Below are 25,943 nucleotides of genomic sequence, written 5' to 3' on the forward strand. Positions count from 1 at the left end.
GATATTTAAAATATCATTAAATTTTAAAAATTTGATTAGTTTCAAAAAGTAACATATAAAAAATAAATTTTTAACTTTAAAAAACAGATTAAAACAAATTATCCTTAATTTGGTATTATATATACACAAATAGATAAAAGGAGAATAAATGGCTTTAAATGTTGATTTTAAATTAAAAGCTCCAGCGAATACACCTGTATGGGTAGATGAAGCAAAATGTAAAAGTTGTGAATTATGTGTTGATTTTTGTCCAACCGGTGTTTTGGAAATGGTACCGGATCCTCATAATATTTTAGGTCAGATGGTTAAAGTATCTCATCCTGAATATTGTATCGGATGCAGGGAATGTGAACTTGAATGTCCTGATTTCTGTATTTTTGTAGCTGAAAGAGATGAATATAAATTTAAAAAGCTTAATGAAGTTAAGAAGTTAAAAGGAGAAAAATAATGAGAGAAGTAGTTAGTACTGGAAATAAACTTGCAGCCTTGGCGGCAATAGATGCAGGGTGCAGATTTTTTGGCGGATATCCTATTACCCCTTCAAGTGAAATTGCACATGAAATGAGTAGATTACTTCCAAAAGTAGGAGGAGTGTTTATTCAGATGGAAGATGAAATCGCAGGTATTTCAGTGGCACTTGGTGCCAGTATGAGTGGTACTAAAGCGATGACAAACACATCAGGTCCAGGTATTTCACTTAAAGCAGAACAAATAGGGCTTGCATTTATGGCTGAGGTGCCTCTTGTAATTACAAACGTTATGAGAGGAGGTCCATCAACAGGACTTCCAACAAGACCTGCCCAGCAGGATATTCTTCAGGCACTTGCTCCGACTCATGGTGATTATCAGTCAATTGCGTTATGTCCTGGAAGTTTAGATGAGTGTTATACCGAAACAGTCAGAGCATTTAATCTGGCTGAGAGATTTATGACACCAGTGTTTGTGTTACTTGATGAAACACTTGGACATATGGTAGGAAAAGCTGTTTTACCTCCAAAAGATGAAGTTGAAAAAAATATAGTAAACAGAAGGGTATATGAAGGAGATCCTGCTGAATATGAACCTTACAATGTACCTGCGGATGAGCCTGCAATTTTAAATCCGTTCTTTAAAGGATACAGATATCACATTACCGGACTTCATCACGGACCTACGGGATTCCCGACTGAAGATGCTAAACTTTCACAAGAACTAATTGACAGATTGTTTAATAAAATCTTGGCTCATAAAGACGAAATAGAAAGTTATGAAGAATATATGATGGATGATGCAGATATTTTAGTAATTGCTTATGGAAGTGTATCTCTTGCAGCAAAAGAAGCTATTAGACAATTAAGAGAAGAAGGTATTAAAGTAGGACTCTTTAGACCAATTACATTATGGCCAAGCCCTGAAGAAAAAATAGATGAAGTATGTAATAAATTTGATAAAGTATTGGTGGCTGAAATGAATAAAGGTCAGTATTTTAAAGAAATTCAAAGAGCAAGCGGAAGAAAAGCGGAAACTTTTGAAACATTATTTAAAGCAAACGGAAGACCTATAAGTCCTGCAGAATTTAAAGCAAAAATAAAAGAAATGGTATAAGGAGAAAAAATGGCATTTAATTACGATTATTATTTAAGAACAGATAAAATGCCGACACTTTGGTGTTGGGGATGTGGTGATGGTATTATTATGAAAGCCGTTATCAGAGCTATGGCAAAACTTGGTTGGGATAAAAATGATGTATGCGTAGTTAGCGGAATCGGATGTAGTGGAAGATTTTCTAGTTATATTGATGCAAACACTGTGCATACTACTCACGGTAGAACACTTGCATACGCAACAGGTGTAAAACTTGCAAATCCTGATAAACATGTAATCGTAGTTGCAGGTGATGGTGACGGGCTTGCAATCGGTGGTAATCATACTATTCATGCATGTAGAAGAAATATTGATTTAAATTTTATTTTGGTGGATAATTTTATTTACGGACTTACAAATTCACAGGTTTCACCTACAACTCCAAAAGGTGCATGGTCTGTAACAACTCAGTACGGGAATATAGATCCTACTTTTGATGCCTGTGAATTGGCCAAAGGTGCTGGAGCTACTTTTGTAGCAAGAGAGAGCGTGGCTGAAGCTCAAAAATTGGAAAGAATATTTGTTAAAGCATTTGAGCATAAAGGGTTCAGTTTTGTAGATGTTCATTCAAACTGCCATGTAAACTTCGGTAGAAAAAATAAATTAGGACAGGCTAAGAAAAATATGGATTGGATTGAAAGTAATTTAATTCCAAAAGCGAAATGGGATAAATTGAGTGATGAAGAAAAATATGAATTAAAACAACAGGGTAAAAAACCAAGGGGAATTTTATATCAAAAACAAGAACCTGAATATTGCGAAGAATATTATAAATTAATTGAAAGAGTAAGGGGCAAATAATGAGAAAACAATTAAGATTTACAGGAGTTGGAGGACAGGGTGTCCTTCTTGCCGGTGAAATTTTGGCAAGATCATACGTGAGAGCTGGAAAATACGGAGTGCAGGTCGGTACTTATACTTCTCAGGTTAGGGGTGGTCCTACTAAAGTTGATATTATTTTAGATGACGAGCCTATTCTTTATCCTTATGCGGTTGACGGTGAAATTGATTTTATGTTAAGTGTTGCTGATAAATCTTATCAATTATTTAAAGACGGTGTAAAAGAGGGCGGAATTATTGTATATGAACCAAACTTGGTTTATCCAAGTGATGATGACAAAGCAAGATGGAAAATGTTTCCTATTGAAGTAATTACTATTGCAAAAGAGCAGGTAGGAAACGTTATTACCCAATCAGTTGTAGCGCTTGCAATTGCAACAAGAATGAATAATCTTGATAAAGAAATGGTATATGAAACAATGATTCAAACCGTACCTCCAAAAGCAGTGGAAATTAATAAAAAAGCATTCGAACTTGGTTATCAAGAAGCTGAAGAAGTTTTAGCTAAATATTCTTCTTAATCTCTCCTTTTTTTCTTTTTAATATATAATTGTATAAATTTTTTGTTGTTTTAAGGATTTATTATGAAAGAAAACAGATTCAAAAAAATGGAAATGAAAGAAGAAAAATATCAATTAAAAAGTCAGATCAAAGACCAATTGAAAAATAAACATAAAAGGGGAATTGCCGCTTTAGTAGCTGCTCTTGGAGTTGTTGCGTTTTGGAGGGGAAGCTGGATGTTAATGGATATTTTTTTATTTCCAGATAATCAAATTTTAAGTGCCATTGCAAGTTTAATGGGAGGAATTATTATTATTCTTATACTTAATTATAATTTTGAGGATTTGTTTTAAAAAAGAGCTTAAGAGATAGAATCTAAAGCTTTTTTTAGTAATTCTGCATGATATAATTCCTGGCGTGAAATAAATAATAAAAAGTTTTTAAGTTCTTCATTTCCTATTTTTTCAGCTAAGATTAAACATTGTTTTTCAGCGTCCATTTCTTCTTCAATGTTTTCTTTTAAAAATTCTATGATACCGATATTTTCATATTTATCGTGAGGTATCGGTCTTGGAAGAGTTAGTACTCCCATTTGAGAAGCAAGTTCTGCAAATCTTCTTAAATGGTATATTGAATCATATGCCAAATCTGTGAAAGCGGAATTTGCTGTTTCGTTGGTTGAGTGAACTTTTAAATATGAATAGATTGTAATAAGTTCATATTCTTTGAATGTTTCTTCCATTAAGAAAAATACAAGAGCCGCTTTTGCGTTTTCATCAAGAGTAACTCCCGGTAGTTCTTTGTTTTCATTAAATGAGGTTATTTTACAATCCAGGTCAAGTTTTTTAATCTGATTTAAAAAGTATTCATCGTCATTTTTAAGTCTTTCGATTGTAGGAGTCTTATATTCCCTGTAAAATCTTAAATTTTCTTCTAGATCATTAATAAGCTCTTCCAGTAAATCTACCGCATTTTCTTTTTTTATTTTTCTTATTTCATCTGTGCTGAAATCCATATTGAATTTTGCATTCTCATTTTTTGCATCGCTCATAGCCCATACCATATGTCTGTATTTAAACATTGCAATATCTTCAAATAGCTTTCTAGCCCCCATTTCTTTTACCATAACGCTTGCGTAAATAAATTTTATAAAACTTTCATGTGTAAATCTTATCAGTTTTTGGTAATCAATCATTAATTACTCCTTTTTTTATAAATTATATCAGAAGAGAAAATTTTTTTATTGATATAAATCAATTTTTATGATTGTATTGACTAAATGTATATAATTTTAAAAATTTTAAAGATAAAAATATTACAGCTAAGTAGCTCATTTTGCTACGCATTACTCAAATTTTTCTAAAAATCGCAAACAGCTACGTAGCCCTAACGGGTTAAATGCAATTTTTTTTAACGCAAAATTTTTTTTAAATTCCAGAGCGTGTAATATTTTTATTTTTGGGTTATTTATTTAATATCTTTATGTTTAATAATGTATTTAATAGCGTTTTCATAACTTTTTGTATCAGCTATTCTTTTATAGGCAATATCAAATGCCGTTCCGTGGTCTACTGATGTTCTTAAAATCGGAAGATTTAGTGAAACATTTATGCTTTCGTCAAAATATAGCGCTTTAAGAGGCGCAAGTCCCTGATCGTGATACATTGCTATAAATCTGCCTTTTTTTTCTTTAAATGCAATATCGGGTACCAGAGGGCCGTAAAAAATATTTTGATTTAATATTTCATTGGTTTCAATAATTGCGGGCATTATCTCTTTTATCTCTTCATCTCCTAAAACACCTCCGTCTCCCGCATGAGGATTAAGTCCAAGAACTCCCACTTTTTCAAAATGCGTCGATTTATAAAAATCTATAAAAAACTGAATCAGTTTTTCTTTTTTAATTTTTTTTGGCACTTCTTTTAGTGGAATATGCTCTGTAAAAAGTGCAACATAAAGTTTTTCACATCCAAGCATCATAATTGCGTCTTTTTTGAAAATATCCCTTAAAACTTCCGTATGACCTTTGTATTTAATTCCGGCTTTAGCCCAGGCTTCTTTGTTAATAGGAAGTGTACATATTGCATCGGCTTTTTTCTTTTGTGCCAAATCTATTGCTTTTAAAAAACTGTTATATGAATAAAGACCGCTTTTTTCATCAATCTTACCCGGATTTATCTCAAATTCCCCTTCAATTTCTACTATTTCAAAATCATCCGGGATTTTATAATTTAATAATTTTGCGCCTTTTTCAAGCATTTTTTTATTTATGCAGTAAACCGGCTCAACCCATTCTTTTATTTTGTTGTGGCTTTTTAATGCAATTTCAAGCCCAATGCCATTTAAATCCCCGATACTTACCGCCACTTTCATACCATCTGCCTCGCTCTTTCTAAATCTTCTTTTGTATCTATTCCAAAGCTTTTACTTTTAACTTCAATCATTGCTATTTTTTCACCGTTTTCCAAAACCCTTAACTGTTCAAGTTTTTCAATGTGTTCAAGTTTCCCTTTCATTTTGGTGAATATGTCAAGACTTTTTTTATCAAATCCGTAAATTCCGAGATGTCCTTTATACTGATGAGGATTATTATCCCTGTTGTAAGGGATTTTTGAGCGTGAAAAATAAAGGGCGTCTGAATTTTTATCTATTACAACTTTTACCAAATTTGGGTCTTCCGCTTCAAGTTCACTAATGATTTTGTAACAGCTTACCATTTTAAAATCTCTCTCAAGGCCGTTTAATTTATTTTTTACTTTTTCTAAAATTTCAGGCTCTAAAAAAGGCTCGTCTCCTTGCATATTTATAACAATTTCGTCATCTTTTAAGCCCAATTTGTCTGCCGCCTCTTTTATTCTGTCACTTCCGCTTTTGTGGTTTTTATTAGTCATTACTGCATCAAATCCGTATTTTTTACAAATATCAATAACTTCTTTTGAGTCTGTTGCAATTACCACATCGTCAACCTGTTTTGCGGCTTCGGCACACCAGATTATGATTGGTTTGTTTTTAATTTCCAATATTACTTTATTCGGAAGACGGCTTGAGGAAAGTCTTGCGGGAATTATAATCATTGATTTCCTTTTTAGGTATAATTTTACAAAAAAAAGGTCGGTTATGGTTGAAAAAATTAAAGAAAAAGTAAAAAATGCAAAACATATTGATGAAAAGAAAAAAAGTGTAATTTTGGAAAAAATAGAAGAATGGAAACACGACAAGGAAGCTATGAGCTTGATTCCCAGTTTACTAATGAAATATTACGAAGAAGATATAAAACCTATTTTAGACGAATTAGGGCTTACAGATTGATATTATATCAGCCCCAAAACGGATATTGTTATAATTCTGACACTATGTTTTTGTATGATTTCGCAACAAAATTCAATATTAAAGGCGATGTTTTAGAAGTTGGCGGAGGGTGTGGAGTTTTAGGGCTTTTAATTAAAAGGGATTTTCCTAAAATAAATTTAACCATTGTTGAAAAACAAAAAATAATGAGCGAATTTATTTTAAAAAATTTAAAAGAAAACAATTTGGAAGCTGAGGTTATAAATGCGGATTTTTTAGAATATAAATTTAATAAAAAATATGACTATATAATCTCAAATCCCCCTTTTTATAAAGGAACGTTAAAAAGTGAAAATGAGATTATAAAAACGGCAAGATATGAGGAATTTTTACCAATGAATAAATTTTTTAAAAAAGTGAATAATCTGCTTAAAGAGAGAGGAGAATTTATTTTCTGCTATGATGCAAAAAGGATTGATGAAATTGTTTTAAATTTGCCCAAGCCTTTAAAAATAACGGATATAAGATTTATGCATCCGAGAATTAATAAAAATGCCACACTGGTATTGATAAGGGCTAAAAGGCATGCCAGGTCAATGGTTAGCGTTTGTTCTCCGTTAATTGGCTTTGAAGGCGAGAATTATTCAGCTGAAGCTTCTGAAATTTATAAAAAAGCAGATACAAAAAGCATGAAAATATAAATGGAAAATTGAAAATGGATAATGGAAAATTGATAAATAAAGACGGATTTGATTTTAAATTTAATCCTGATGCATGTAAAGAATGTGAGGGTAACTGCTGTATTGGCGAGAGTGGTTATATATGGGTAAATCCGAAAGAGATTGAAGAAATTGCTAAATTTTTGGGAATTGATAAAAATATTTTTATCGACAGATTTTTAATAAAAATAGATTATAAATTTTCAATTAAAGAAAAACCTTACAAAAACGGGTTTGCATGCATATTTTTTAACGAAGAAAAAAAAGGGTGCGATATTTATCCTGTAAGACCGAAACAGTGCAGAACATATCCTTTTTGGGACAGATACAGAGATAAAAAATATTTGAATGAATTAAAAAAAGAATGTCCGGGAGTTGTTTTTAATGAAAAATGAAAAATGGAAAATGGATAATTAAAGATGAAATATATAAAATTTATATTGGTAATATTACTGATTTTTGTCGGATGTAGTGTTAAATCTCCTCAAATTGGTAAAAAAGTTTTTGAAGATGAAGATAAATATATTATAAAAGCGTTGGTTTTGGAAAATGATAATAATTTAACCGCAGCAGCAGATATTTATGATTTTTTATATAAAAAAACAGATAAACCGTGGTATTATGATAAAAAAATTGAAGATCTGTTTTTTGCCAAAAAATATAAAAAGGTTTTGGAATTAACAAAAGATATTAAAAATCTGGATGAGGATTCTTTTAAATACAGAATTTTTACATTACTTGAACTTAAACAAAATGAAGAAGCTAAAAAAGAGCTTTTAAGGTATTTAAATAAGAAAGAGCCACTGTTTTATGAATTGATGTCTTATATTTTGGTAAAAGAAAATAAGTTAAATGAAGCGGTTAATTATTTAAAATCGCTTTATGCTTTAAATCATAATAAAAATACCCTTTTAGCTTTAAGTGATTTATTAATTAAATTAAAAAAATATAATGAAGCACTGGCTTATCTCAGGACTCATTTGAAAATATACGGATGCGAAATAGATATCTGCAAGAGACTTGTTGAAATATATAAAGAAACTCAGGATTTTGAAAATTTAGCTTACATATATTCTTTAATGGGAGAAAAAGACAGAAAGTATATTTTATTTGCTTTGAAGCTTTATATTGATATGGGGGAGGAGAAAAAGGCTGTTAAATTAATTAATAAATATAATCTGGGTGATGAATATAAACTGATAGTTTATGAAACATTTAAAGAATATAAAAAAGCGGCAAATCTGTTATTGAAATTATATGAAAGAAGCAATAATCCGAATTATCTTTTAAAATACTGTATTTATGAGTTTGAAGCATACAAAAATAAAGAGGCTGCACGTGAGGTTATTCCAAAGCTTAGATTTTTAGCAAAGCTCTATCCTGATAATGATTTTATAAATAATTTTTTGGGATTCCTTTTAATTGATTTTGATATAAATCCGAAAAAAGGTATAGAGTATGTAAAAAAAGCACTTATTGTAAAACCTGATGACCCTGCTTATATAGATTCACTGGCATGGGGGTATTATAAACTCCATAAATGTAAGATTGCATGGGATATAATAAAAAATATAGAAACTGATGATGAGGAAATAAACAGACACAAAAAACTTATCAAAAGGTGTTTAAATGATACTTCAAAAAATCATAAACAAAACTCAACAAAATTTAAAAAAAGAAAAAAGCATTGATCAACTGCTGAATATTAAAAGGGAATTTAAAGATGTAAAAAAGGCTTTAAAATCCACACCGGATAATCCATATAGAATTATTGCCGAAGTTAAAAAAGCCTCTCCCAGTAAAGGAATTATAAGAGAGGATTTTAATCCGATAGAAATAGCAAAAATTTATAATGAAACAGCCGATGCCATGAGTATTCTGACTGAGCCTTTCTTTTTTCAGGGGAGTCTGGATTATCTTAGGGAAATAAGCAAATTTGCAAAAATTCCACTTCTTAGAAAAGATTTTATAATCGATGTTTATCAGATTGCCGAGGCTTACAATGCGGGGGCAGATTTTATTTTATTAATAGCAAAAGCGCTTGATACTCAAAAATTAAAAGAACTATTTGATTTTGCGAAAAGTATTAATTTAGAAGTTTTGTTTGAAATTCATGATGAGGCGGATTTAAAAAAGGCTCTTGAAGTGGGGGCGGATATAATCGGATTTAATCACAGGGATTTAAAAACGTTTGAAATGCATATGGATTTGAGTGAAAAATTAATTCCAATGTTGCCAAAAGATGCGATAGTAGTGGCTGAAAGCGGGATTAACAGTTTTGAAACGGTAAAAAAACTTCACAACAACGGTATTGATGCATTTTTGGTAGGTGAACATTTTATGAGGCAAAAAGATATTAAAAAAGAAGTACTGAAATTAAAAGGAGTGGAATAATTTTTGCTTTTTATTAAAAAAGGCAATAATTACATGAATGTAAAATGGATAATGAATAATGGAAAATTAATTATAACTTTAATAGTATTAAGTTTTTTTGTAGGGTGTGCAACCCATCCGATGGACCCTACTATTAATATGAAACCCCCAAAATATGTAGAAGAAATGCCTAGCAAAGATGTTAATTATCCTAAAAATCCGGGTTCATTATTTACCAATGGTGACAATCTTTTTTCTGATACAAAAGCTATGAAAGTCAATGATATTGTAACTGTGTTGATTACAGAAACAGTAAAACAATCATCTCAGGCCAGCAAAAAACTTTCAGAATCCAACAGCGATAGCGGCGGACTTTTTGATGCCGGAATCAGCGGAGATGTTAATGTTAATGGTCATTCTACCCATATTGGGAAAACTGGGATTTCATTGAGTCTACCGGGTATGAATTCTTCCAGAACTTTTAACGGAAGCGGAACTCAACAGAGAAACGAACTTTTTCAGACAACAATCAGTGCAAGAATTATTAAAGTATTAAAAAACGGAAATTATTATATTTACGGAACCAGGGAAGTTTATTTAGACGGGCAAAAGCAGGTAATTGCTTTATGCGGTGTAATCAGGCCGCAGGATATCAGTGCCGATAATACCATAGATTCAAAATATATTGCCGATGCGAAAATTAAATATTTCACAGAAGGCGATATAAAAAGAAATATAGAAAAAAATTGGTTTGCTAAAATTTGGGAAGCTATTGCTCCTTGGTAATATTTAATGGATAATGGAAAATGTAAAATTAAGAAATAATAAATTTAGTTAGGGCATCTGCAAGTAAAAAATCATTAGAATAAATTTTATTTTCTTTTTTATAAAGCTTTTTTTCATTAATTAAGGTTTCGGTTCTTTCTTTTTCTTTAATATTTAATATTTTTTCGTCAAATCCTACAATGGAGCGAAGTCCCAAAAATATTTTTTCTTTTTTTATATCCTCATCACTTAAATATTCATAATTATATTTTGTTGGGTTTTTTAAATATTCATAGACACTGTTTTGAGTGTAATATCTGAAAATTTTCCATTTTCCATTTTTAATTTTTAATTTTTTAAATCCCACCGCTCCGGCACCGAGTCCCGTATATTCTTTGCCTTCCCAGTATCCTAAATTATGAAGACAAATTTTTCCAAAGTTTGATATTTCATAGTGGAAAAATCTTTCTTTTATTTTGTCAATAAACCAAATTTCAAGTATTTCATCCTCTTTTCTTTTTGAATAATCCCCCTCCCATTTTGTTCCTTCTTCAATAGTTAGGGAATAAGCACTTATATGAGTAATTGGCAGATTAAAAGCTATTTTTAAATCATTTTCAAGCAGTTTTTTATTATCGAGGGCCGTTGCATAGATTAAATCCAGATTTATATTTTCAAACCCCGTTTTTTTGGCGTTTTCTATTGATTTTATAGCTTGAGTAGGGGAGTGGTTTCTGTTTAAGAATTTTAGTTTTTTTTCATTAAAGCTTTGGACTCCAAAACTGATTCTGTTAATTCCTAAATTTTTGATTTCTTTTAACCATTCATAAGTCACATTCGGATTTGCTTCTATTGTGATTTCTTTTGCATTTTTTATATTTTCCTCTATTAATGTAAATAAATTTTCATAAAAATTTACAGGCATGGTAGACGGAGTGCCGCCACCTATAAACACTGTTTCAAATTGTATATTTGAATCTGTATCATGTAAATATTGTTTTTTTATGGCATTAAAATACTCTTTTTTTAAATGATTAATATTTGTATAAGAATTAAATGCACAGTAATTGCATTTGCTATCACAAAAAGGTATGTGAATATAGAGTAATTTATTTGTATTTTTACTTTTCATTTTTCACTTTTCACTTTTAATTTTAGATATAATTTTACTAAAAAAGGCTGTGAATTGAAAAAGTATCGTCCTAATGTAGCTGCTGTTGTGCTTTCTCCAAATTATCCGGAAAAAGTGGAAATATTGGTTGCTAAAAGAAATGATGTGGATGCATGGCAGTTTCCACAAGGCGGAATAGATGAGGGAGAAAGTGAAGAAGAAGCATTGCTTAGGGAATTAAAAGAGGAAATAGGTACAGATGAAGTTGAAATAATTGCAAAAATGCCTGAATGGCAAAAATATGATTTTCCAAAAATTATTGCGAAAAAAATGTATCCGTATGACGGGCAAAAACAGAAATATTTTTTAGTCAAATTAAAAAAAGGTGCAAAAATTAACTTAAACACCGAAAATCCTGAATTTGAAGATTATAAATTTGTACCTGTTGACAAAATATTTGATTATGTGAAATCATTTAAAAGACCTGTTTATAAAACAGTGTTGGAATATTTTAAAAAAAACGGATATTTATAAGTGTAATATAAAGGAGTTTAATGTTAGTTGTTCAAAAATTTGGCGGTACAAGTGTAGGTGATTTAGACAGAATTAAAAATGTTGCAAATATAGTAAAAAAAACAAAAGAGAGAGGAAACGATGTTGTTGTTGTCGTTTCTGCTATGGCCGGTGAGACTAATAAACTTATTGATTTTGCTAATTATTTTTCCAAAACTCCGCCCCAAAGAGAAATGGATTTATTAGTCAGTTCAGGTGAGAGGGTAACGAGTGCACTTTTATCAATTGCTCTTCAGTCAATGGGTATAGAAGCAATTGCGCTAACCGGAAGACAGGCGGGAATAAAAACTACTAAAGACCATACAAAAGCCAGAATTATGGATATTAATCCTGCGAAAATGCAAAAACATTTAAATGAAGGAAAAGTAGTAATTGTTGCAGGGTTTCAAGGTATAAGTGAAGAAGGTGATGTGACAACTCTTGGAAGAGGCGGAAGTGATTTGACCGCCGTTGCAATTGCCGGAGCACTCGGCGCTGATAAATGTGAAATTTATACAGATGTTGACGGAATTTATACGACAGACCCGAGAATTGAGCCAAAAGCTAGAAAAATAAATGTAATAAGTTATGATGAAATGCTTGAACTAGCGAGTCTTGGGGCAAAAGTAATGCAGTCTCGTTCAGTGGAACTTGCTAAAAAACTCGGAGTTGATATTGAGGTAAAATCAAGTTTTAAACCGGAAATAAAAGGTACATTAATCACAAAGGAGACACCTGATATGGAAAAAGTTTTAGTTAGTGGAATAGCTTTGGATAAAAACCAGGCAAGAGTCAGTATTTTTGGAGTGGAAGACAGGCCTGGAATCAGTGCGGAAATTTTTAGCAAACTTGCTGATAAAAATATAAATGTTGATATGATAGTTCAAAATGTGGGAAAAGACAATAAAGCAAATCTTACTTTTACAGTACCTGAAACCGAACTAGAACTTACAAAAGAAGTTTTAAAAGAATATGAAAACAAGGCAGAAGCAATAGAATACGACAGAGACATAGCAAAGGTGAGTGTCGTAGGTGTTGGTATGAAATCTCACAGTGGAGTGGCGGCAACAGCATTTAATACTCTGGCCAAAGAAAATATAAATATCTTAATGATTTCTACAAGTGAAATTAAAATATCAATGGTTATTGATGAAAAATACGGGGAACTTGCCGTTAGAGCGTTGCATAAAGCATATAATCTGGATAAATGATGGATTTAAACGAATTTACATTAAAATATATTCGTGAGAAAAATTTAAAATGGATGGAGGAAAAAAGGCTTGAGTGGGTGCCTTTACTCAGTGAATTTTTATCTCAGGTAATTGAGGGGAGAAGTGTTTTTATTATTACAGATTACAAAAGAAAGTGGTTGAGTCAATATATTTTAAATAAAATAAACAATTTTCAGGATTTCAAACCTTCTTTTGTTCCTTTTTTTGATTTAATTTCTTTAGTTCCTCAAATAGAAAATGCCAAAACTACCGAACATTTTGATTTAATTGAAGATATGTTAAACATTACTTTTAATGAAAATTATATTTTCTGGTATATCGGTGTTGAAACACCAATGCTTAAGTTTGCAAGAAGAAAAGAGAATTCATTTTTCTGGATTATGGATATGGATTTGCATAAAAACTTCTTTTTAAAATCAATTGATGAAAATTTGGATTTAAAACTTATACATTTAGTTAATTTATTGAATGAAACATTAAAAGGTGTGATTTTTGGTGAGGTAGAAATTTGAGTAAAATTATAGTCACCAATGATTTTGAAAAGTTGATTGAAGAAACAAAAGCAGATGAAAAAATAGTTGTTGATGAATTTAAGGTAGAGCATGTAGGTATGTTAAAAGATGTTTCATATTTAACAAGTAAAAATAAAAAAACAATCTTAATTGCTGCCAAAAAGTATAATTTAATTTCCCAAAACGCACTTTTAAAAATTTTAGAGGAACCTCCTGCCAATACAGATTTTATTTTGGTCACTACTTCAAAATATGCATTAATTGATACTATTAAATCAAGATTGTCTATAGAATATAAAAAATATGAAAACAAACAAGAACTAGATATTAATTTGGACAAAATTAATAACGAATTGATATTGGATTTATTAAAAAAAGATTTGGACAAAGAAGAAATAAAGCTTATAATATACAACTTGATAAATAAAAAAAATTTGAAAAATGAAGAATTAAAAGTTTTAAGTAATGCTGTTAAAATGCTGGAATTAAATATAGAAAAAAAAGCTGTTTTAGCTTATATAATGCTTTATTTTAAAGGAAAAGAATGAAAATATATAAGTTAAATCCTAATATTGATCTAAAAAGATTAATGCAGAAAATGGGTGTTGATAAAGCCGGAATAGAAATAATGAAACAAAAACATTCATTATTTATTTTTTATATTAAAAATATAACTTGCGGAGCTGCTAATATTTTAAAGCAGGATGCTTTAAGTATAGGGGCTGAACTTGCAGTGCCTATCGGAGTGCCTAATTGTAAAAACAAAATTTTTGATGCCCTGCTTTTTTGTAATGAAAAGCAATTGAGAATTCTTGTAAAAAAAGAACTATCTCAGCCTTTTGGGCTTAAAGATTTGGCAAAAAAATTAAAAGAATTTATAAATATGCCCAGTTTTCCTTTAAAAATTATGGGGGTTATTAACGCAAATGACGATTCTTTTTTTGAAGGCAGCAGATTCAAAGGGGTTGAAGCGGTTAGCGTGATTGAAAAAATGATAGAAGAGGGGGCAGATATTATTGACATTGGAGGAGTTTCAAGCAGACCCGGAAGCGTTTATCCGGGAGTTGAAGAAGAATTAAATAGGGTAAAACCGATAATTGATGAAATTTATAAAAACAGACTGTATGAAAAAGCAGTTTTTAGCATAGATACCTTTAAAGCAAAAGTTTTAGAGTATGCACTTGATAGAGGATTTAAAATTGCAAATGATATTACGGGGCTTGAAAGTGATGAGTATGCAAAAGTCGCAGCAAAATTTAATGCAAGTGTTGTAATTATGCATAAAAAAGGAACTCCAAAAGATATGCAAAAAAATCCTTTTTATGAAAATGTAATTTTGGAAGTGGATGAATTTTTTGAAGAAAGAATTGAAAAAGCAAATTCTTTTGGAATAAAAGATATTATTTTGGATGTTGGAATCGGTTTTGGAAAAAGGCTTGAGGATAATCTAGCTTTAATCAAACATATGGAACATTTCTTACATTTTGGTTATGAATTATTAATAGGTGCTAGCAGAAAATCAATGATAGATATGATTATGAAAAAATATAACCGCTCGACAACCCCAGCCGAGCGGCTTCCTGGAACTCTTGCCATTCATCAAGAAGCCGTAAGAAACGGGGCAAGTATTGTAAGATGCCATGATGTAGCCGAGCATTTTCAGGCTTTAAAAGTATTTGAAGAAATTGGGAAATTTGATGTTTAGAAGACAAATTGAACTTCTTGGAGATAAGCAGAAACTTCTTGAAGATAAAAAAGTTTTAATAGTTGGGGCGGGAGGACTTGGAAATTCCCTGGCAACTTTTATAAGTTGCATTGGACTTAAAAAAATAACAATTATTGATTTTGATAAAATCGAAATACATAATATTCACAGACAAATACAATTTTATAAAAAAGATATAGGAGAGAGTAAGGTTAAAATTTTAGGCGATAGAATTAAAAGATGTAACACTCAAATTGAAATAGTTGAAGGTAAATTTAATTCAAATATGGATTTTGATGTGGATTTGATTTTTGATGCCACCGATAATTTTGAAACAAGGAAAGAAATAGATAAATTTGCTAAAAATAGCAGATTACCCTGGGTTTATGCAAGTGTGGATGAATATTACGGACAGGTGGGATTTTTTGAAGATGCCGATTTTTCTATTTTTGCTACTAAAAATTTATCTCCAAAAGGGCAAATTCCCCCAATGGTAAGTCTTATTGCAAGTATTGAGGCAATGCTCGGTATAAAATATTTAATAGGGGAATTAAAAGAAGAAATTTTATATTATGTTGATTTTAAAGATGATTTAAAAATAAAAAAATTTAAAATTTAATCCCTGTTGCTCTTGATTTTTAAAAAGTTTTTATATATAATTTCATCACCCAAAAATGATGGGCTGTCGCCAAGCGGTAAGGCACTGGACTTTGACTCCAGCATTCGGAGGTTCGAATCCTCCCAGCCCAGCCAATTGACGCGGGGTAGAGCAGCCTGGTAGCTCGTCGGGCTCATAACCCGAAGGTCGGAGGTTCAAATCCTCCCCCCGCAACCAAAAATTCGGGACTTCTTGATAATTATAATCCTCATCAACATATTTATTAAATATTACATATTTATCTACTAATATATCTAAATCTTCTTCATCTAAAAATGGATTATCAAATTCATTTAATAAATCATTTTCATATTGTACCAATTCTAACCTGGTCATTTTTGATAAAGGTTTAATATTAAAATCTGAATTAATTTCTTTATATTCACAACCATTTGTATAACCAATAATTTTATTATTTTCATCATAAACAGGTATAGATTTTTCCCTTAATTTAGGCATCTGAAAAGGTGGATTATAATCAAAATAATCTTTTTTTGTCCATAAATTTATAGATCCAATTATTTCATCATTTAAAAAAATATCAGTAATTTGATTTTTTAAATTTCTAAAATATTCTATAACACCATTTTTTACTAAATTAGTTAATTCATTTAAAGTATATTTACCATTAAATCTACGATATAAATCAATTCTTACAAAATTACGACTCATTGAAAATCTGCGAATACCCCAACGAATATACCACAATGCAAGTGGAGAATACTGAAATAATTTAGTATTTTCAAAACGATAATCATCAATAGTTTTTAAAATATATTTAATCATATAATTTACTGGATTTAAAATATTAATTTGAATATCATACTGTATTTTTAATTTTTCTTTACATAAATAAATAAAATTTGACCAAAATTTACAAACATTATCTTTTGGAATATATAACATAGCATGTAAATGTGGATCACCAGTTTTATGAGGCTCTATAACTTTAAAATATAATCTTTTATTTTTATCAATATCTCTAAAAGCCCTTAAATTCATCATTTTCTTAAAATTATTATTAAGAATTTGAACTAAATCTCTAGGAGTTAAATCAGAAAATTCAGAATTAAAATTATTATTTTTTACTTTTACTTCTTTACCATTTTTTAATGTAATAAATTTATAACGATGATATTCAGTTGGTAAAGTCATGGTAATAAATACAGGAACTAAATCTTTAGCAACAGCATAATTATGAAGACTATAAATTCTATGCTTAATTTCAGAAACATATCTATGAGGATTAACATACCAATTTGAAACAACTTGAGATAAAGTTGCAGGACGACCATCGGGCAAATTGATTATTTGATTATCTAAAAAAAATTTAGCCCTTTCAACTTTTTCAATAGCGAATTGTATATCATCTTTAGTTAAACCATAATCATATTTATATTTTCCAAATGAATCTAAAACTTCCATTATATTCATTTTAACCCCCCTAAAAATTTAAAAAAATATATTGACGAAAATACTTTATAAATGGTCAAGAGGCTCATTTGCTTCCTCCTGCGGGCGGGCGCAAGCGTCCGTCCTCGGTTGTCGCAAATTCGCTTCTTATATTTTCAAAAAAATTTGTACTGATATAAAATGAAAAACTTAAATCTTCAATATTTTTATTTTTAGTTTTAAATAACCAACCAAAAACCGGAATTTTTGATAAACCAGGAACATTAGATTTATTATCAATTGTAGTAACAGACCTTAAACCTGCTATTAAATAATGTGACTTATTTTTAGTTAACTGAATATGAGTATTAAAATGTTTCGTATCAATAAGAGGAATATTATTTGTCATTGATAATAAATTATCAATAAATATATCAAGATCAAAATCAATAGATCTTTTTGTAATAGAAACATTTTTTACATAAACTTTCAAACCTACATCTTTATACTGCAAATTTGTCCTAGTAACAGGATTCCCATCTTTATCAACACTTACAGTTTTTGTAACATAAGGAATATTATGAACACTCTCAAGAGTATAATTAAAACTGTCAATTAAATTTATAGTCGGTTTACTTATTGTCTGAGCAATATTTTTTTTATTTAAAAATCTTATAAATGATTTAAAATCAATACCACTTGGTAAAGAAGTAGTTACAGAAGCAGTATCAGTAATAAGATCAAATAAAATTCTTTTATGAAAAGGAGATTTTATATTAAGATTAGCACCTAACTGTTTAGCTTTTTTATTATTAATAACAACAATTAGAAAATTAACTTTTGATTGTTTATAAGAAGATTGAAGAGAAGTAATAAAATGTTTTATATAAACATAATTATCATAAGTAGTATGAATGAATAAACGGTTTTGAAAAACCTGAAATTTTAAGCCTGGATAAAACTTATTAATATAATTAATTATTACACTTTTTGGTATAAAATTAAACCTTATTAAAAAATCTGATTGAACAGGGGGATTTGGAATATAAATATAATATGTATTTCCATAAGTTTTTAATTTTAAATGATTAGCCCTTAATATATAAATAAGGGATTTTTTAATTTCAGTTTTACTCATAATATTTTCAGGCATAAAAACACTAAAATTTTTAGGAACATCATCAGCAACAACTATATTTTTATTTAAATGATAAGATACATAATTTAAAAAAGTAGTAAAATCAACTTTTTTTAAATCATAAGCAAAAACAATATTAGAATACAGAATTACTAAAAGTAGTAGAATTTTCTTCATTATTACCCCCTTGAAAAAATTGTGCAATATCAACATTGGATTTAAAATAAATAGAATCATTTGTTATATAATGAATTTTTGAAAAAACATAAGATTTTGAAAGAATAAAATCTAAAACTGGACGAGGTAAAATATATTGATTATTAATAATACATTTAACCTTAAAACAATTAGCATTATAAGAATATTTATAATCAGTAAGATCATTAATTACATCATTATTTTTATAATTATTTTTTTTATTTTTATTATTTAAAGAATAATTTTTTTTAATTTTTTTATGACCAGGTTTTGTAACCTGGTTAGATTTATTTTCTATCGGACAACTAAAAAAATGTTTGCATTTAACATAATTTTGAAATAAATGAAATACAAAAAAAACAACTAAAATGCCAATAAGAGCAGGAATAATTAATTTAGATGATAAAGATTTATATTTTCTTGTAGAACCTGAATTATAACAATCAGCAACCTTTTTTGAAAATGTTATTTTTTCTTTTCCAGCATAATTATTTTTAGTAGTTTGATAAGAACTGTAAATTTTATAAACAAAAACATTTCCTATTAATCTTTTAGATGAAGCCTGGGCAAAATAAGTAAGTTCAACAAATGCCAAATATTTACGATTAATTAAAGATTTATTTTGAGTAATAATAAACATATCAATATCATAATGTCCATGATAAGAAAGAAAACGAAGTAAATGTGGTTCAGTTTTATCGGTAAAATACAAATGTGCTTCATCAATTATAATTAAAGAATTTTTATATTTTTTAAAAATACCTAATTTCTTCATATAAGAATCAAAATCTTTTATAAGTTCGCCGGTTTCTTCATCATACAATTTATTATCTTTATATAAATGAGAATATTCATACTCTTTATGAACTTCCATTAAAAATTCATCTAAAATAAGAGGTTTAACAAAATCTTTTTTATATTTTTCACATTTCTCATAATTTAAATTAAGATTTGTATAAATATATTTATATTTAGATTTCTCTTTTTTAATTTCCTCATAAATAAAATTTACAGCAAAATAAGATTTACCAGAGCGAGGAACTCCAAGAATTAAAGTTATCATAATTTAACCTTAATCAAACATTTGTAAAGAATTATTTATCATATCAACAACATTTCGATAAACATGCGCAACAGTCTTAGCAATAATAACAGCATAATATGAAAAATATAAAACTAAAAAAAGATTAAAAGCATTAGTAAATGCAGGACCAACTCCAGAAGCATTCAAAAAACCTAAAAAAGCATTCCATATACTAGACAAAGTAATACCATAAACATTTCCAGAACCAACACTTAAATTATTAATAGAATCAAGCAAATCATAAAACTTTGTAATAATATTAAAAATAAAATCAGCAAAAAGAATATAAGAACCGATATAAAGAGTAATAGCAACTGCAGTAAAAGTGACAGCAGCAAATTTTACAGGTAACATAGCAAATTTTTGGATACCAAATTTAACAATAAATCCAACAATAAAACCAACCGCAGTAATTACATATTGCATTAGTCATCCCCTTTATTTATAAAAGTTTTCAAAAAAAACATAAAAACAGACAAACTAAAAAAGGCAGTAAAAAATAATAAAAGAATAGGTCTATAAGGAGAAACAAATTTACAAATATCAATAGTAATAACCTTATTATAAATATTAGCAACTAAAGGACAAGAATAAGAATCAGAAGTAAAAAGAGTAATTTTTTTAGGAGATGAAATTAAATCTTTTACTTTATTAAAGCTATTAACTAAATCTTTAATAGAATTTTTAGCTTTATCTAAAAATGAAGACATATCATCAGAATAATCAGTTTTCATATCTTTTAAATTACCAGGATCAAAAGAATCATCAGGTTTCATATTTTCAATATTATTTAAAATATTATTAATATTATTCAATTTACTATTAACAGTATCTAACCTGGAAGTAACAGGAGTCAAATCAATATTATTAGAACCAGAATTTGAATTAGAAGAACCAGAAACAGAACATTGACCATCGTTTATACAAACTTTATTAGGACAACCAGAAGGAGCATTAGTCCAAATCCAACAATTACCAGATTGTGACCAATTATCACCAACTTGTTGATGATTATATCTATAACATAAATCAGTAGGACAATTAGAATTATTATCAGAACTTCCACTAGTATTACTTGATCCTGAAGAACTAGAAGTGCCTCCAGTATCTCCAGATCCACCAGAACTTGAACTTCCTCCAGTATTACTTGAACCGGAAGAATCTGAACTACCTCCAGTATCTCCAAAACCTGAATTACTTCCAGTATTACCAGAATCACCAGTATTATTAGTATCATCTGAATTATTATCAGTTCCTGCAGTATTATTATCAGCAGGTTTACAATTAGAAGTAGAAATATTTTCAAAAGCAGGACTTAAAGTTAAAGCTCCATCTGTTTCAGAACAAGACAAATTTTCAACAACCTCTAAATTATTTTGAGCGCACAAATCATACTGTGCTTGCATAATTTCAGCACAACTCATACATTGTATATTCACTTCACCAGTATCAATATTACAAGATATATTTTTTGCAAAACTTAAAGAGCCACATTTTTGAAGAGCTTCTTTTTCCAACTGAGGTTTAGAAGGACAATCAGGCATACATTTTTCCTGGACACTATTAAAATGAGTACCATCTGGACAAACACATTGACCAGAACTTTCATCAAAAGTCATGCCAGATGGACAATCAGGTTTATCAATACATTTTGATTGATTACTATCATAATATTGATTAGAGGGACATATTGGGTTATCACCATCTTTCGAATACCAAGCATTTGCACCACTATCATAATAATAACTATCTTTATTTTGACAAAAACCAATATAATCAGTTGGAAGATAATAAGCTCCTGTGGAATATCCACCATGATTGGAACCACTTTCTGAATAAATATAAACATAAGTATGCTTTGAATTTTTTTTAACACAATAAAAATTATAATCTGAAGCGTCCTTTGCAATATAAAGAGTATCACTATCTTCAAATTTATATATAGGAGTATGATAAACAGAATATACAGAATGAAAATCAGTCCCCTGTACAGATTGCAAATAATGCATACGGTCATCTTCTAAAAGTATTACATCACTTGCAAAAATAAAATTAAAAAAAATTAAAAATAAAAATATAATTTTTTTCATTTAAATTACCTAAAAAGTGATATTAATGCTAAAGAAATTACAATTACAGCACTTGGTATTAAAAAAATATAAAAAAAATAATTAAATGCTTCAACTGAATACATTTTAAACCCCTTTATTCGGTTATCGTTTCTCTTTCGTGCCTTACTCAGGCGGAGGGCATAAAGTTTCCTTGCCTCGATTTTAAGGCGTTTTTTCGTGCGAACATTTCGGGCTTACCTTAACTACTTGACCTCGCACTGCAAAACGCACTAAAATCGGGCAAGTTTGCCTTTATGCATTAACTCAAAATTGCCAAAATAAAACCTATTAATACAGAAAAACCTATCAATAAACCTGAAAGCCCCCACAAAAAATAATAATCAAAATATCTAATATGAAGTTCTTTTAAAGTTTGATTATATTCACAAGTATTGTTATCATCATCATAATAATAACCATATTCAAGATTATTATTTCTTGTAGAGGTTGAATACCACCTATTATTTTTAGATCTTAAATAATAAAATCTTCCATTTTTATAATAAAAATCTTCTATACAATAATTCTTATTTTTGTATAGAATAGAAGCATTTGAAAAAACTAAAAAAAAGAAAAGAGGGAAAATCTTTTTCATTTAAACCCTCTTATCTGAAGAAATGCTTAATTCTTTTAGCAAGCATAACAACTAAAGAAACACCGAGAACAACACCAACACCTGCATAAAAATCAGTGTAATCAGGAGTTGGCATTGTAATATTTGGATCAGCAAATGCAGAAGTACCTAAAACAGCTAAACCAAGTGGTAAAAGTTTTGCTAATTTTTTCATGACCTCTCCTTAAAAGTTTTTTTGAGCTTAAAGCTCAAATAAAAAAACAAAATTTTCTTATTTGAACTTTACTCGCCCAAAAATTTAAAAGTCGGTAAAATATAATTATTAAAAACAAAATCTCTTTCATCTTTAGTATCATAAAACCAAAAAAAATTTTTATTAGCTTCAGTATAAAAAAGAATATAATATCTTCCTTCTTTAGAAGGAATATCGGGAGCTAAAATCCCGATAACTTTTTCTAAATTTACAGGATTATTAAAATTTAACTTATCAAAAACAAACATCATTTTTTAATTTCTCCAGAAAAAGGATGTTTATCAAAAAATTTAAGTTGCATATTACTATCAGGAAATATATAAGTTCCATTTTTAGTATTTAAAGTTAGATATGGAATAGCAACAAACTTATTCAAATTCATTTGTAAACTTGGTAACATTTCAATTGGAAATTGAACATTTTCAGAAACAATTACCAAATGACCATCTTTATCTTGCAATTCATCATATACTAAAGCAGTACAAAATATTTGAACTGAACCATCACCTTTTTTTCTTTGAACTTGTCTTACATCTCTAATTTTTCCTACTAAATTAGTAATCATTTTAAACCCCTTTCAATATTATTTTTACCCCCGATTTACAGAAGGCAAGGAATCGGGGGCAACTCCTTGCCTTTAAATTCCCACCCCACCACCCATAAAAAAATTAACTCATAATAGAGTCAATAATTGTATTAATTACCCGTGCCGATATTTCAGCTCTTGGATTAATATATCTTTGAGTTATTTCAATACTAGTATGACCAAGTGTATAAGAAACTTCTTCTACACTTAAACCTAAAGTATTAATGCTATAACTTGCAACCAGATGCCTAATATCATGTATTCTCATTTTTTTTGTAATTCCCGCATATTTAAGAAGTTTTTTAAATTGTTTTCGAATATCTTGTAATTTTTTACAAGTTCTTGGAGATGGAAATACATATTTTGAAGTAAAACAATATAAAGTTTTCATTCTAAATTGATTTTCTAAAGTTTCTTTTAAAATATCAGTCATTTGATAAGCCATCAATCTACGAGCTTTATTGATCTTTGGAGGAATATAATAAACCTTATTTTCAAAATCTACATTATTCCAAGTAAGTGATAATACTTCATTTAATCTTCTTCCATGAAGAAGAAAAATAAAAATATGTCTATAAAGTGATTCAGGATAATTCAAAACAGCACTTATAAATCTTTTTATTTCTTCATCAGTAAAATTAAAATAGATTCTACTATCAAATTGAGGAAGCAAAACATATTGAAAAGGATTTTTTTCACAATATTCATTCATAATTGCATATTTATAAAGAACCTTAAATATATCAACAATATTTTTTACTGATTTAGGCTTAAGACCTTTATCAAGAAGTTCATTAACAAATTTTTGAGCGTCTTTAAATTTAAAATCTGTTATAATATTATTGCCGTATTGTAATCTAAAATGTTTATTGTAGTAACTTATTTTTGTAAGGAGTGTATGATGTGTCATTGTATTTTTCATAATTTCACAATATTCATCAAAAAGTTCGTTAATAGTCATAATTGCCCCCTGCAATTGATTATATATCAATAATTATAATTGATTATTAATCAAATGTCAAGAAAAAAAATAATAAATAGTCAAAAAAATGAAAATTAGTCAAAAAAAATTAGCAGAATATATAAATATAGCACCAGAAACATTATCAAGATGGAAAAAAGATCCTAAAAAAAAGCACCATCTTGAATTATTAGAATTAGGATATTTAAGAAAATTTGGGGGCATTACTATTAATGGAAATAACAATATAATTGGTCATCACAATAAAATATTAATCAATAACAAAGATATATGTGTAGAAATATGTAAAACTTTAGAAAAATTACCAGAAAATAAACAAAGAAAATTTTATTTCAAAATAATGGCAGAATTATTAGAAGAATTAGAAAAAGAGGAATAAAATGATTAAAAAAATTACATTTATTTCTTTAACATCATCATTTATCTTTGCACATAAATGTTTAGTTACGTATATAATCAAACAAGCAAAACCATATATTCCGCAAATTTTTTATCAAGAATGGATACCTTGTAAATCATTACAAAAAGCAAGAAAATTTGAATTTAATTTAGGTTGTAAAACTCAACATATTACTATTAGACATAAAAAATATTTAGCAAGAATTTGCCCTTTTTCAATAAATAGTATTAAATATACAAAATAAAAAACAATATTTTGAAACCTCTCCTAAAAAAGCTTCAAAAAAAAGTTATTCTTTAATGAATGCGTCTAAATCTAAACTACCTCTTGCTTCTTCTAAATTGTCAAAATACATTAAAGGCGCATTATCCATATCTACTTCATACCAGCCAAATTCGGGAATGTAATTAATTTTCACAATCGCGAATTGGCTGTCATCATATTTTTCTAAAAGATGTTTTTTAGGTGTTTGAACTTCTTTTATTTCTATAATATTTTCATCACTTGTTAAATTGTTACAATCTATATCTTCAACATTAAATTCAACATAAACTTCATCATCTGTATTTTCTTTTTCATTATAAATTTCATATTTAACACTTCCTATCATTAGGTCAGTATCAATAATATTATTACAAACATCTTCTTCAAAAAAATCTCTTCCGAATGCTTTTCTTATTTCTTCGCTTAGTTTTAAAAGTATTATTTTCATTTTCAACTCCTTTTTGTTTTTTCTTAATGTAATTATACGAAATATTTTCGTGTTTGTCAAGGAATTTTATATAAAAATAAGAAATATTTTCTAAATTTTTAAAATAATGCTATAATTATAAGAAAAATATTCGTAAGGAGGTTAAAATGCAATTAAAAGAAATAACAGATACTAAAATAGCTAATTTTGTAGACGTAACAACAAGAACTCTACAAAATTGGAAAAAACCGCAAGAAGTAAGCAGGGTAAAATTTTATCCTCCTACAGGCAAGCATAATTTATATATAGGAGCAAAACTTACTACCTATTTATTAGCGTATAAAGAAAACGAAGAAACAGAAGAACTAAACAATAATTTAGAAGATATGCTACTGTCTATAGAAAAAGCAGAAAAACTTGTGGAAATTATTAAGGCAGAGTGTAAAAGTAAATATTTAGATGATTTAACAAATGAAATTAAATTTTTAAAAGAAAAAGTCGAAGATTTAGACAAAATCTCAAAATTAAATTAATTTCTAAAAAAATAAATAATTAATAATATTCCTCATAACCCGAAGGTCGGAGGTTCAAATCCTCCCCCCGCAACCAAAAAATTTTATTTATAAGGTGTCTGGCACATTATTTGACGATATGT

Annotated in this window: 34 protein-coding genes, 2 tRNA genes and 1 pseudogene; 22 read left to right on the top strand and 15 right to left on the bottom strand. The window is 28.6% G+C overall.

All coding sequences use genetic code 11. The features are described 5' to 3' along the window. Positions 1 to 148: 148 nt before the first annotated feature. The 5 genes from LNAT_RS03185 to LNAT_RS03205 all read left to right on the top strand — a co-directional run bounded on the left by LNAT_RS03185 (position 149) and on the right by LNAT_RS03205 (position 3,317). Positions 149 to 448: a 4Fe-4S binding protein gene (locus LNAT_RS03185; protein ID WP_096258474.1), complete on the top strand. Its 300-nt coding sequence runs from the start codon at positions 149 to 151 to the stop codon at positions 446 to 448. After that, positions 445 to 1,584, top strand: a complete 1,140-nt coding sequence (locus LNAT_RS03190; RefSeq protein ID WP_096258475.1) for a 2-oxoglutarate synthase subunit alpha — start codon at positions 445 to 447, stop codon at positions 1,582 to 1,584. Before LNAT_RS03185 ends, LNAT_RS03190 begins: the two co-directional genes overlap by 4 nt. Before the next feature lie 9 nt (positions 1,585 to 1,593). Next, entirely contained in the window at positions 1,594 to 2,424 is an 831-nt protein-coding gene (locus LNAT_RS03195; RefSeq protein WP_096258476.1) for a 2-oxoglutarate ferredoxin oxidoreductase subunit beta, read from the top strand. After that, a complete protein-coding gene (locus LNAT_RS03200) occupies positions 2,424 to 2,984 on the top strand; it encodes a 2-oxoacid:acceptor oxidoreductase family protein (RefSeq protein ID WP_096258477.1) in 561 nt (186 codons plus the stop codon). Before LNAT_RS03195 ends, LNAT_RS03200 begins: the two co-directional genes overlap by 1 nt. A gap of 63 nt (positions 2,985 to 3,047) precedes the next feature. Further along, positions 3,048 to 3,317 carry a hypothetical protein gene (locus LNAT_RS03205; protein ID WP_096258478.1) on the top strand — a complete coding sequence of 90 codons (270 nt, stop codon included), beginning with the start codon at positions 3,048 to 3,050 and terminating at the stop codon, positions 3,315 to 3,317. 8 nt (positions 3,318 to 3,325) lie between these two features. On the opposite strand, the gene LNAT_RS03210 is transcribed toward LNAT_RS03205, so the two are convergent. The 3 genes from LNAT_RS03210 to kdsB all read right to left on the bottom strand — a co-directional run bounded on the left by LNAT_RS03210 (position 3,326) and on the right by kdsB (position 6,038). Beyond that, complete coding sequence (locus tag LNAT_RS03210) at positions 3,326 to 4,159, bottom strand: ferritin family protein (RefSeq protein WP_096258479.1); 834 nt, start codon at positions 4,157 to 4,159, stop codon at positions 3,326 to 3,328. A 272-nt stretch (positions 4,160 to 4,431) separates the two neighbouring features. After that, positions 4,432 to 5,337 (bottom strand): 4-hydroxythreonine-4-phosphate dehydrogenase, encoded by a 906-nt coding sequence (gene pdxA / locus LNAT_RS03215; protein WP_096258480.1) that lies wholly within the window; start codon positions 5,335 to 5,337, stop codon positions 4,432 to 4,434. Beyond that, entirely contained in the window at positions 5,334 to 6,038 is a 705-nt protein-coding gene (kdsB, locus tag LNAT_RS03220) for a 3-deoxy-manno-octulosonate cytidylyltransferase (protein WP_096258481.1), read from the bottom strand. Before kdsB ends, pdxA begins: the two co-directional genes overlap by 4 nt. A gap of 43 nt (positions 6,039 to 6,081) precedes the next feature. Between kdsB and LNAT_RS08735 the strand changes: the two genes are divergently transcribed. From LNAT_RS08735 to LNAT_RS03250, 6 genes are read left to right on the top strand one after another with little or no spacing between them, the layout of a single operon-like run. After that, positions 6,082 to 6,273 carry a hypothetical protein gene (locus LNAT_RS08735; RefSeq protein WP_096258482.1) on the top strand — a complete coding sequence of 64 codons (192 nt, stop codon included), beginning with the start codon at positions 6,082 to 6,084 and terminating at the stop codon, positions 6,271 to 6,273. Further along, positions 6,270 to 6,953 carry a tRNA1(Val) (adenine(37)-N6)-methyltransferase gene (locus LNAT_RS03230; RefSeq protein ID WP_096258483.1) on the top strand — a complete coding sequence of 228 codons (684 nt, stop codon included), beginning with the start codon at positions 6,270 to 6,272 and terminating at the stop codon, positions 6,951 to 6,953. The genes LNAT_RS08735 and LNAT_RS03230 overlap by 4 nt, the downstream gene beginning before the upstream one ends. Before the next feature lie 14 nt (positions 6,954 to 6,967). Continuing rightward, positions 6,968 to 7,366 (top strand): YkgJ family cysteine cluster protein, encoded by a 399-nt coding sequence (locus tag LNAT_RS03235; RefSeq protein WP_096258484.1) that lies wholly within the window; start codon positions 6,968 to 6,970, stop codon positions 7,364 to 7,366. 24 nt (positions 7,367 to 7,390) lie between these two features. Beyond that, entirely contained in the window at positions 7,391 to 8,662 is a 1,272-nt protein-coding gene (locus tag LNAT_RS03240; protein WP_193817300.1) for a tetratricopeptide repeat protein, read from the top strand. Then, on the top strand, positions 8,601 to 9,365 hold the full coding sequence (gene trpC, locus LNAT_RS03245; RefSeq protein WP_096258485.1) for an indole-3-glycerol phosphate synthase TrpC: 765 nt from the start codon (positions 8,601 to 8,603) through the stop codon (positions 9,363 to 9,365). Before LNAT_RS03240 ends, trpC begins: the two co-directional genes overlap by 62 nt. 33 nt (positions 9,366 to 9,398) lie before the next feature. Continuing rightward, positions 9,399 to 10,130 (top strand): flagellar basal body L-ring protein FlgH, encoded by a 732-nt coding sequence (locus tag LNAT_RS03250; RefSeq protein WP_238593972.1) that lies wholly within the window; start codon positions 9,399 to 9,401, stop codon positions 10,128 to 10,130. Between the two features lie 28 nt (positions 10,131 to 10,158). Here LNAT_RS03250 and hemW read toward each other — a convergent pair whose 3' ends face one another. Beyond that, positions 10,159 to 11,241, bottom strand: a complete 1,083-nt coding sequence (gene hemW / locus LNAT_RS03255; protein WP_096258486.1) for a radical SAM family heme chaperone HemW — start codon at positions 11,239 to 11,241, stop codon at positions 10,159 to 10,161. 54 nt (positions 11,242 to 11,295) lie between these two features. Between hemW and LNAT_RS03260 the strand changes: the two genes are divergently transcribed. The 8 genes from LNAT_RS03260 (at position 11,296) to LNAT_RS03295 (ending at position 16,056) form a co-directional block, all read left to right on the top strand. Further along, positions 11,296 to 11,754, top strand: a complete 459-nt coding sequence (locus tag LNAT_RS03260) for an RNA pyrophosphohydrolase (protein ID WP_096258487.1) — start codon at positions 11,296 to 11,298, stop codon at positions 11,752 to 11,754. A 20-nt stretch (positions 11,755 to 11,774) separates the two neighbouring features. Continuing rightward, positions 11,775 to 12,983 (top strand): aspartate kinase, encoded by a 1,209-nt coding sequence (locus LNAT_RS03265; protein ID WP_096258488.1) that lies wholly within the window; start codon positions 11,775 to 11,777, stop codon positions 12,981 to 12,983. Next, positions 12,983 to 13,516, top strand: coding sequence for a HobA family DNA replication regulator (locus tag LNAT_RS03270; protein WP_096258489.1), 534 nt, complete (start codon positions 12,983 to 12,985; stop codon positions 13,514 to 13,516). The genes LNAT_RS03265 and LNAT_RS03270 overlap by 1 nt, the downstream gene beginning before the upstream one ends. Further along, positions 13,513 to 14,064, top strand: coding sequence for a hypothetical protein (locus LNAT_RS03275; RefSeq protein ID WP_096258490.1), 552 nt, complete (start codon positions 13,513 to 13,515; stop codon positions 14,062 to 14,064). Before LNAT_RS03270 ends, LNAT_RS03275 begins: the two co-directional genes overlap by 4 nt. After that, a complete protein-coding gene (folP, locus tag LNAT_RS03280) occupies positions 14,061 to 15,221 on the top strand; it encodes a dihydropteroate synthase (protein ID WP_096258491.1) in 1,161 nt (386 codons plus the stop codon). The genes LNAT_RS03275 and folP overlap by 4 nt, the downstream gene beginning before the upstream one ends. After that, positions 15,214 to 15,840, top strand: coding sequence for a HesA/MoeB/ThiF family protein (locus LNAT_RS03285; protein ID WP_096258492.1), 627 nt, complete (start codon positions 15,214 to 15,216; stop codon positions 15,838 to 15,840). The genes folP and LNAT_RS03285 overlap by 8 nt, the downstream gene beginning before the upstream one ends. 59 nt (positions 15,841 to 15,899) lie before the next feature. Next, positions 15,900 to 15,974 (top strand) — tRNA-Gln (locus LNAT_RS03290). Positions 15,975 to 15,979: 5 nt separating this feature from the next. Beyond that, positions 15,980 to 16,056: transfer RNA gene (locus tag LNAT_RS03295), tRNA-Met, on the top strand. 591 nt (positions 16,057 to 16,647) lie between these two features. Here the strand turns inward: LNAT_RS03295 and LNAT_RS09000 are convergent. The 10 genes and pseudogenes from LNAT_RS09000 to LNAT_RS03345 form a co-directional block, all read right to left on the bottom strand. Next, positions 16,648 to 17,313, bottom strand: a pseudogene (locus LNAT_RS09000) (replication endonuclease); the annotation flags it as partial. Between the two features lie 64 nt (positions 17,314 to 17,377). Beyond that, positions 17,378 to 18,586, bottom strand: a complete 1,209-nt coding sequence (locus tag LNAT_RS03305) for a type II secretion system protein GspD (RefSeq protein WP_096258493.1) — start codon at positions 18,584 to 18,586, stop codon at positions 17,378 to 17,380. Further along, entirely contained in the window at positions 18,546 to 19,670 is a 1,125-nt protein-coding gene (locus LNAT_RS03310; protein WP_096258494.1) for a zonular occludens toxin domain-containing protein, read from the bottom strand. The genes LNAT_RS03305 and LNAT_RS03310 overlap by 41 nt, the downstream gene beginning before the upstream one ends. A gap of 9 nt (positions 19,671 to 19,679) precedes the next feature. Beyond that, positions 19,680 to 20,117, bottom strand: a complete 438-nt coding sequence (locus LNAT_RS03315) for a hypothetical protein (RefSeq protein WP_096258495.1) — start codon at positions 20,115 to 20,117, stop codon at positions 19,680 to 19,682. After that, positions 20,117 to 21,781 carry a hypothetical protein gene (locus LNAT_RS03320; protein ID WP_096258496.1) on the bottom strand — a complete coding sequence of 555 codons (1,665 nt, stop codon included), beginning with the start codon at positions 21,779 to 21,781 and terminating at the stop codon, positions 20,117 to 20,119. Before LNAT_RS03320 ends, LNAT_RS03315 begins: the two co-directional genes overlap by 1 nt. A gap of 280 nt (positions 21,782 to 22,061) precedes the next feature. Then, on the bottom strand, positions 22,062 to 22,397 hold the full coding sequence (locus tag LNAT_RS03325; RefSeq protein WP_096258497.1) for a hypothetical protein: 336 nt from the start codon (positions 22,395 to 22,397) through the stop codon (positions 22,062 to 22,064). 10 nt (positions 22,398 to 22,407) lie between these two features. Continuing rightward, positions 22,408 to 22,590, bottom strand: a complete 183-nt coding sequence (locus LNAT_RS03330) for a hypothetical protein (protein WP_096258498.1) — start codon at positions 22,588 to 22,590, stop codon at positions 22,408 to 22,410. Between the two features lie 68 nt (positions 22,591 to 22,658). Then, positions 22,659 to 22,880, bottom strand: a complete 222-nt coding sequence (locus LNAT_RS03335; protein WP_096258499.1) for a hypothetical protein — start codon at positions 22,878 to 22,880, stop codon at positions 22,659 to 22,661. Further along, a complete protein-coding gene (locus LNAT_RS03340) occupies positions 22,877 to 23,194 on the bottom strand; it encodes a hypothetical protein (protein ID WP_096258500.1) in 318 nt (105 codons plus the stop codon). Before LNAT_RS03340 ends, LNAT_RS03335 begins: the two co-directional genes overlap by 4 nt. Positions 23,195 to 23,297: 103 nt before the next feature. Continuing rightward, the gene (locus tag LNAT_RS03345) at positions 23,298 to 24,176 is read right to left on the bottom strand and encodes a tyrosine-type recombinase/integrase (protein ID WP_096258501.1); all 879 of its coding nucleotides are present in this window, start codon (positions 24,174 to 24,176) and stop codon (positions 23,298 to 23,300) included. Positions 24,177 to 24,264: 88 nt separating this feature from the next. Between LNAT_RS03345 and LNAT_RS03350 the strand changes: the two genes are divergently transcribed. Continuing rightward, a complete protein-coding gene (locus LNAT_RS03350) occupies positions 24,265 to 24,576 on the top strand; it encodes a hypothetical protein (protein WP_096258502.1) in 312 nt (103 codons plus the stop codon). A 1-nt stretch (position 24,577) separates the two neighbouring features. Then, on the top strand, positions 24,578 to 24,841 hold the full coding sequence (locus tag LNAT_RS03355) for a hypothetical protein (protein WP_096258503.1): 264 nt from the start codon (positions 24,578 to 24,580) through the stop codon (positions 24,839 to 24,841). Between the two features lie 45 nt (positions 24,842 to 24,886). On the opposite strand, the gene LNAT_RS03360 is transcribed toward LNAT_RS03355, so the two are convergent. Next, positions 24,887 to 25,309: a hypothetical protein gene (locus LNAT_RS03360; protein ID WP_096258504.1), complete on the bottom strand. Its 423-nt coding sequence runs from the start codon at positions 25,307 to 25,309 to the stop codon at positions 24,887 to 24,889. 146 nt (positions 25,310 to 25,455) lie between these two features. On the opposite strand from LNAT_RS03360, the gene LNAT_RS03365 reads away from it, so the two are divergent. Next, the gene (locus LNAT_RS03365) at positions 25,456 to 25,821 is read left to right on the top strand and encodes a hypothetical protein (protein WP_096258505.1); all 366 of its coding nucleotides are present in this window, start codon (positions 25,456 to 25,458) and stop codon (positions 25,819 to 25,821) included. Positions 25,822 to 25,943: the final 122 nt, after the last annotated feature.

This window comes from Lebetimonas natsushimae, assembly GCF_002335445.1.
Classification (GTDB): domain Bacteria; phylum Campylobacterota; class Campylobacteria; order Campylobacterales; family Nautiliaceae; genus Lebetimonas; species Lebetimonas natsushimae.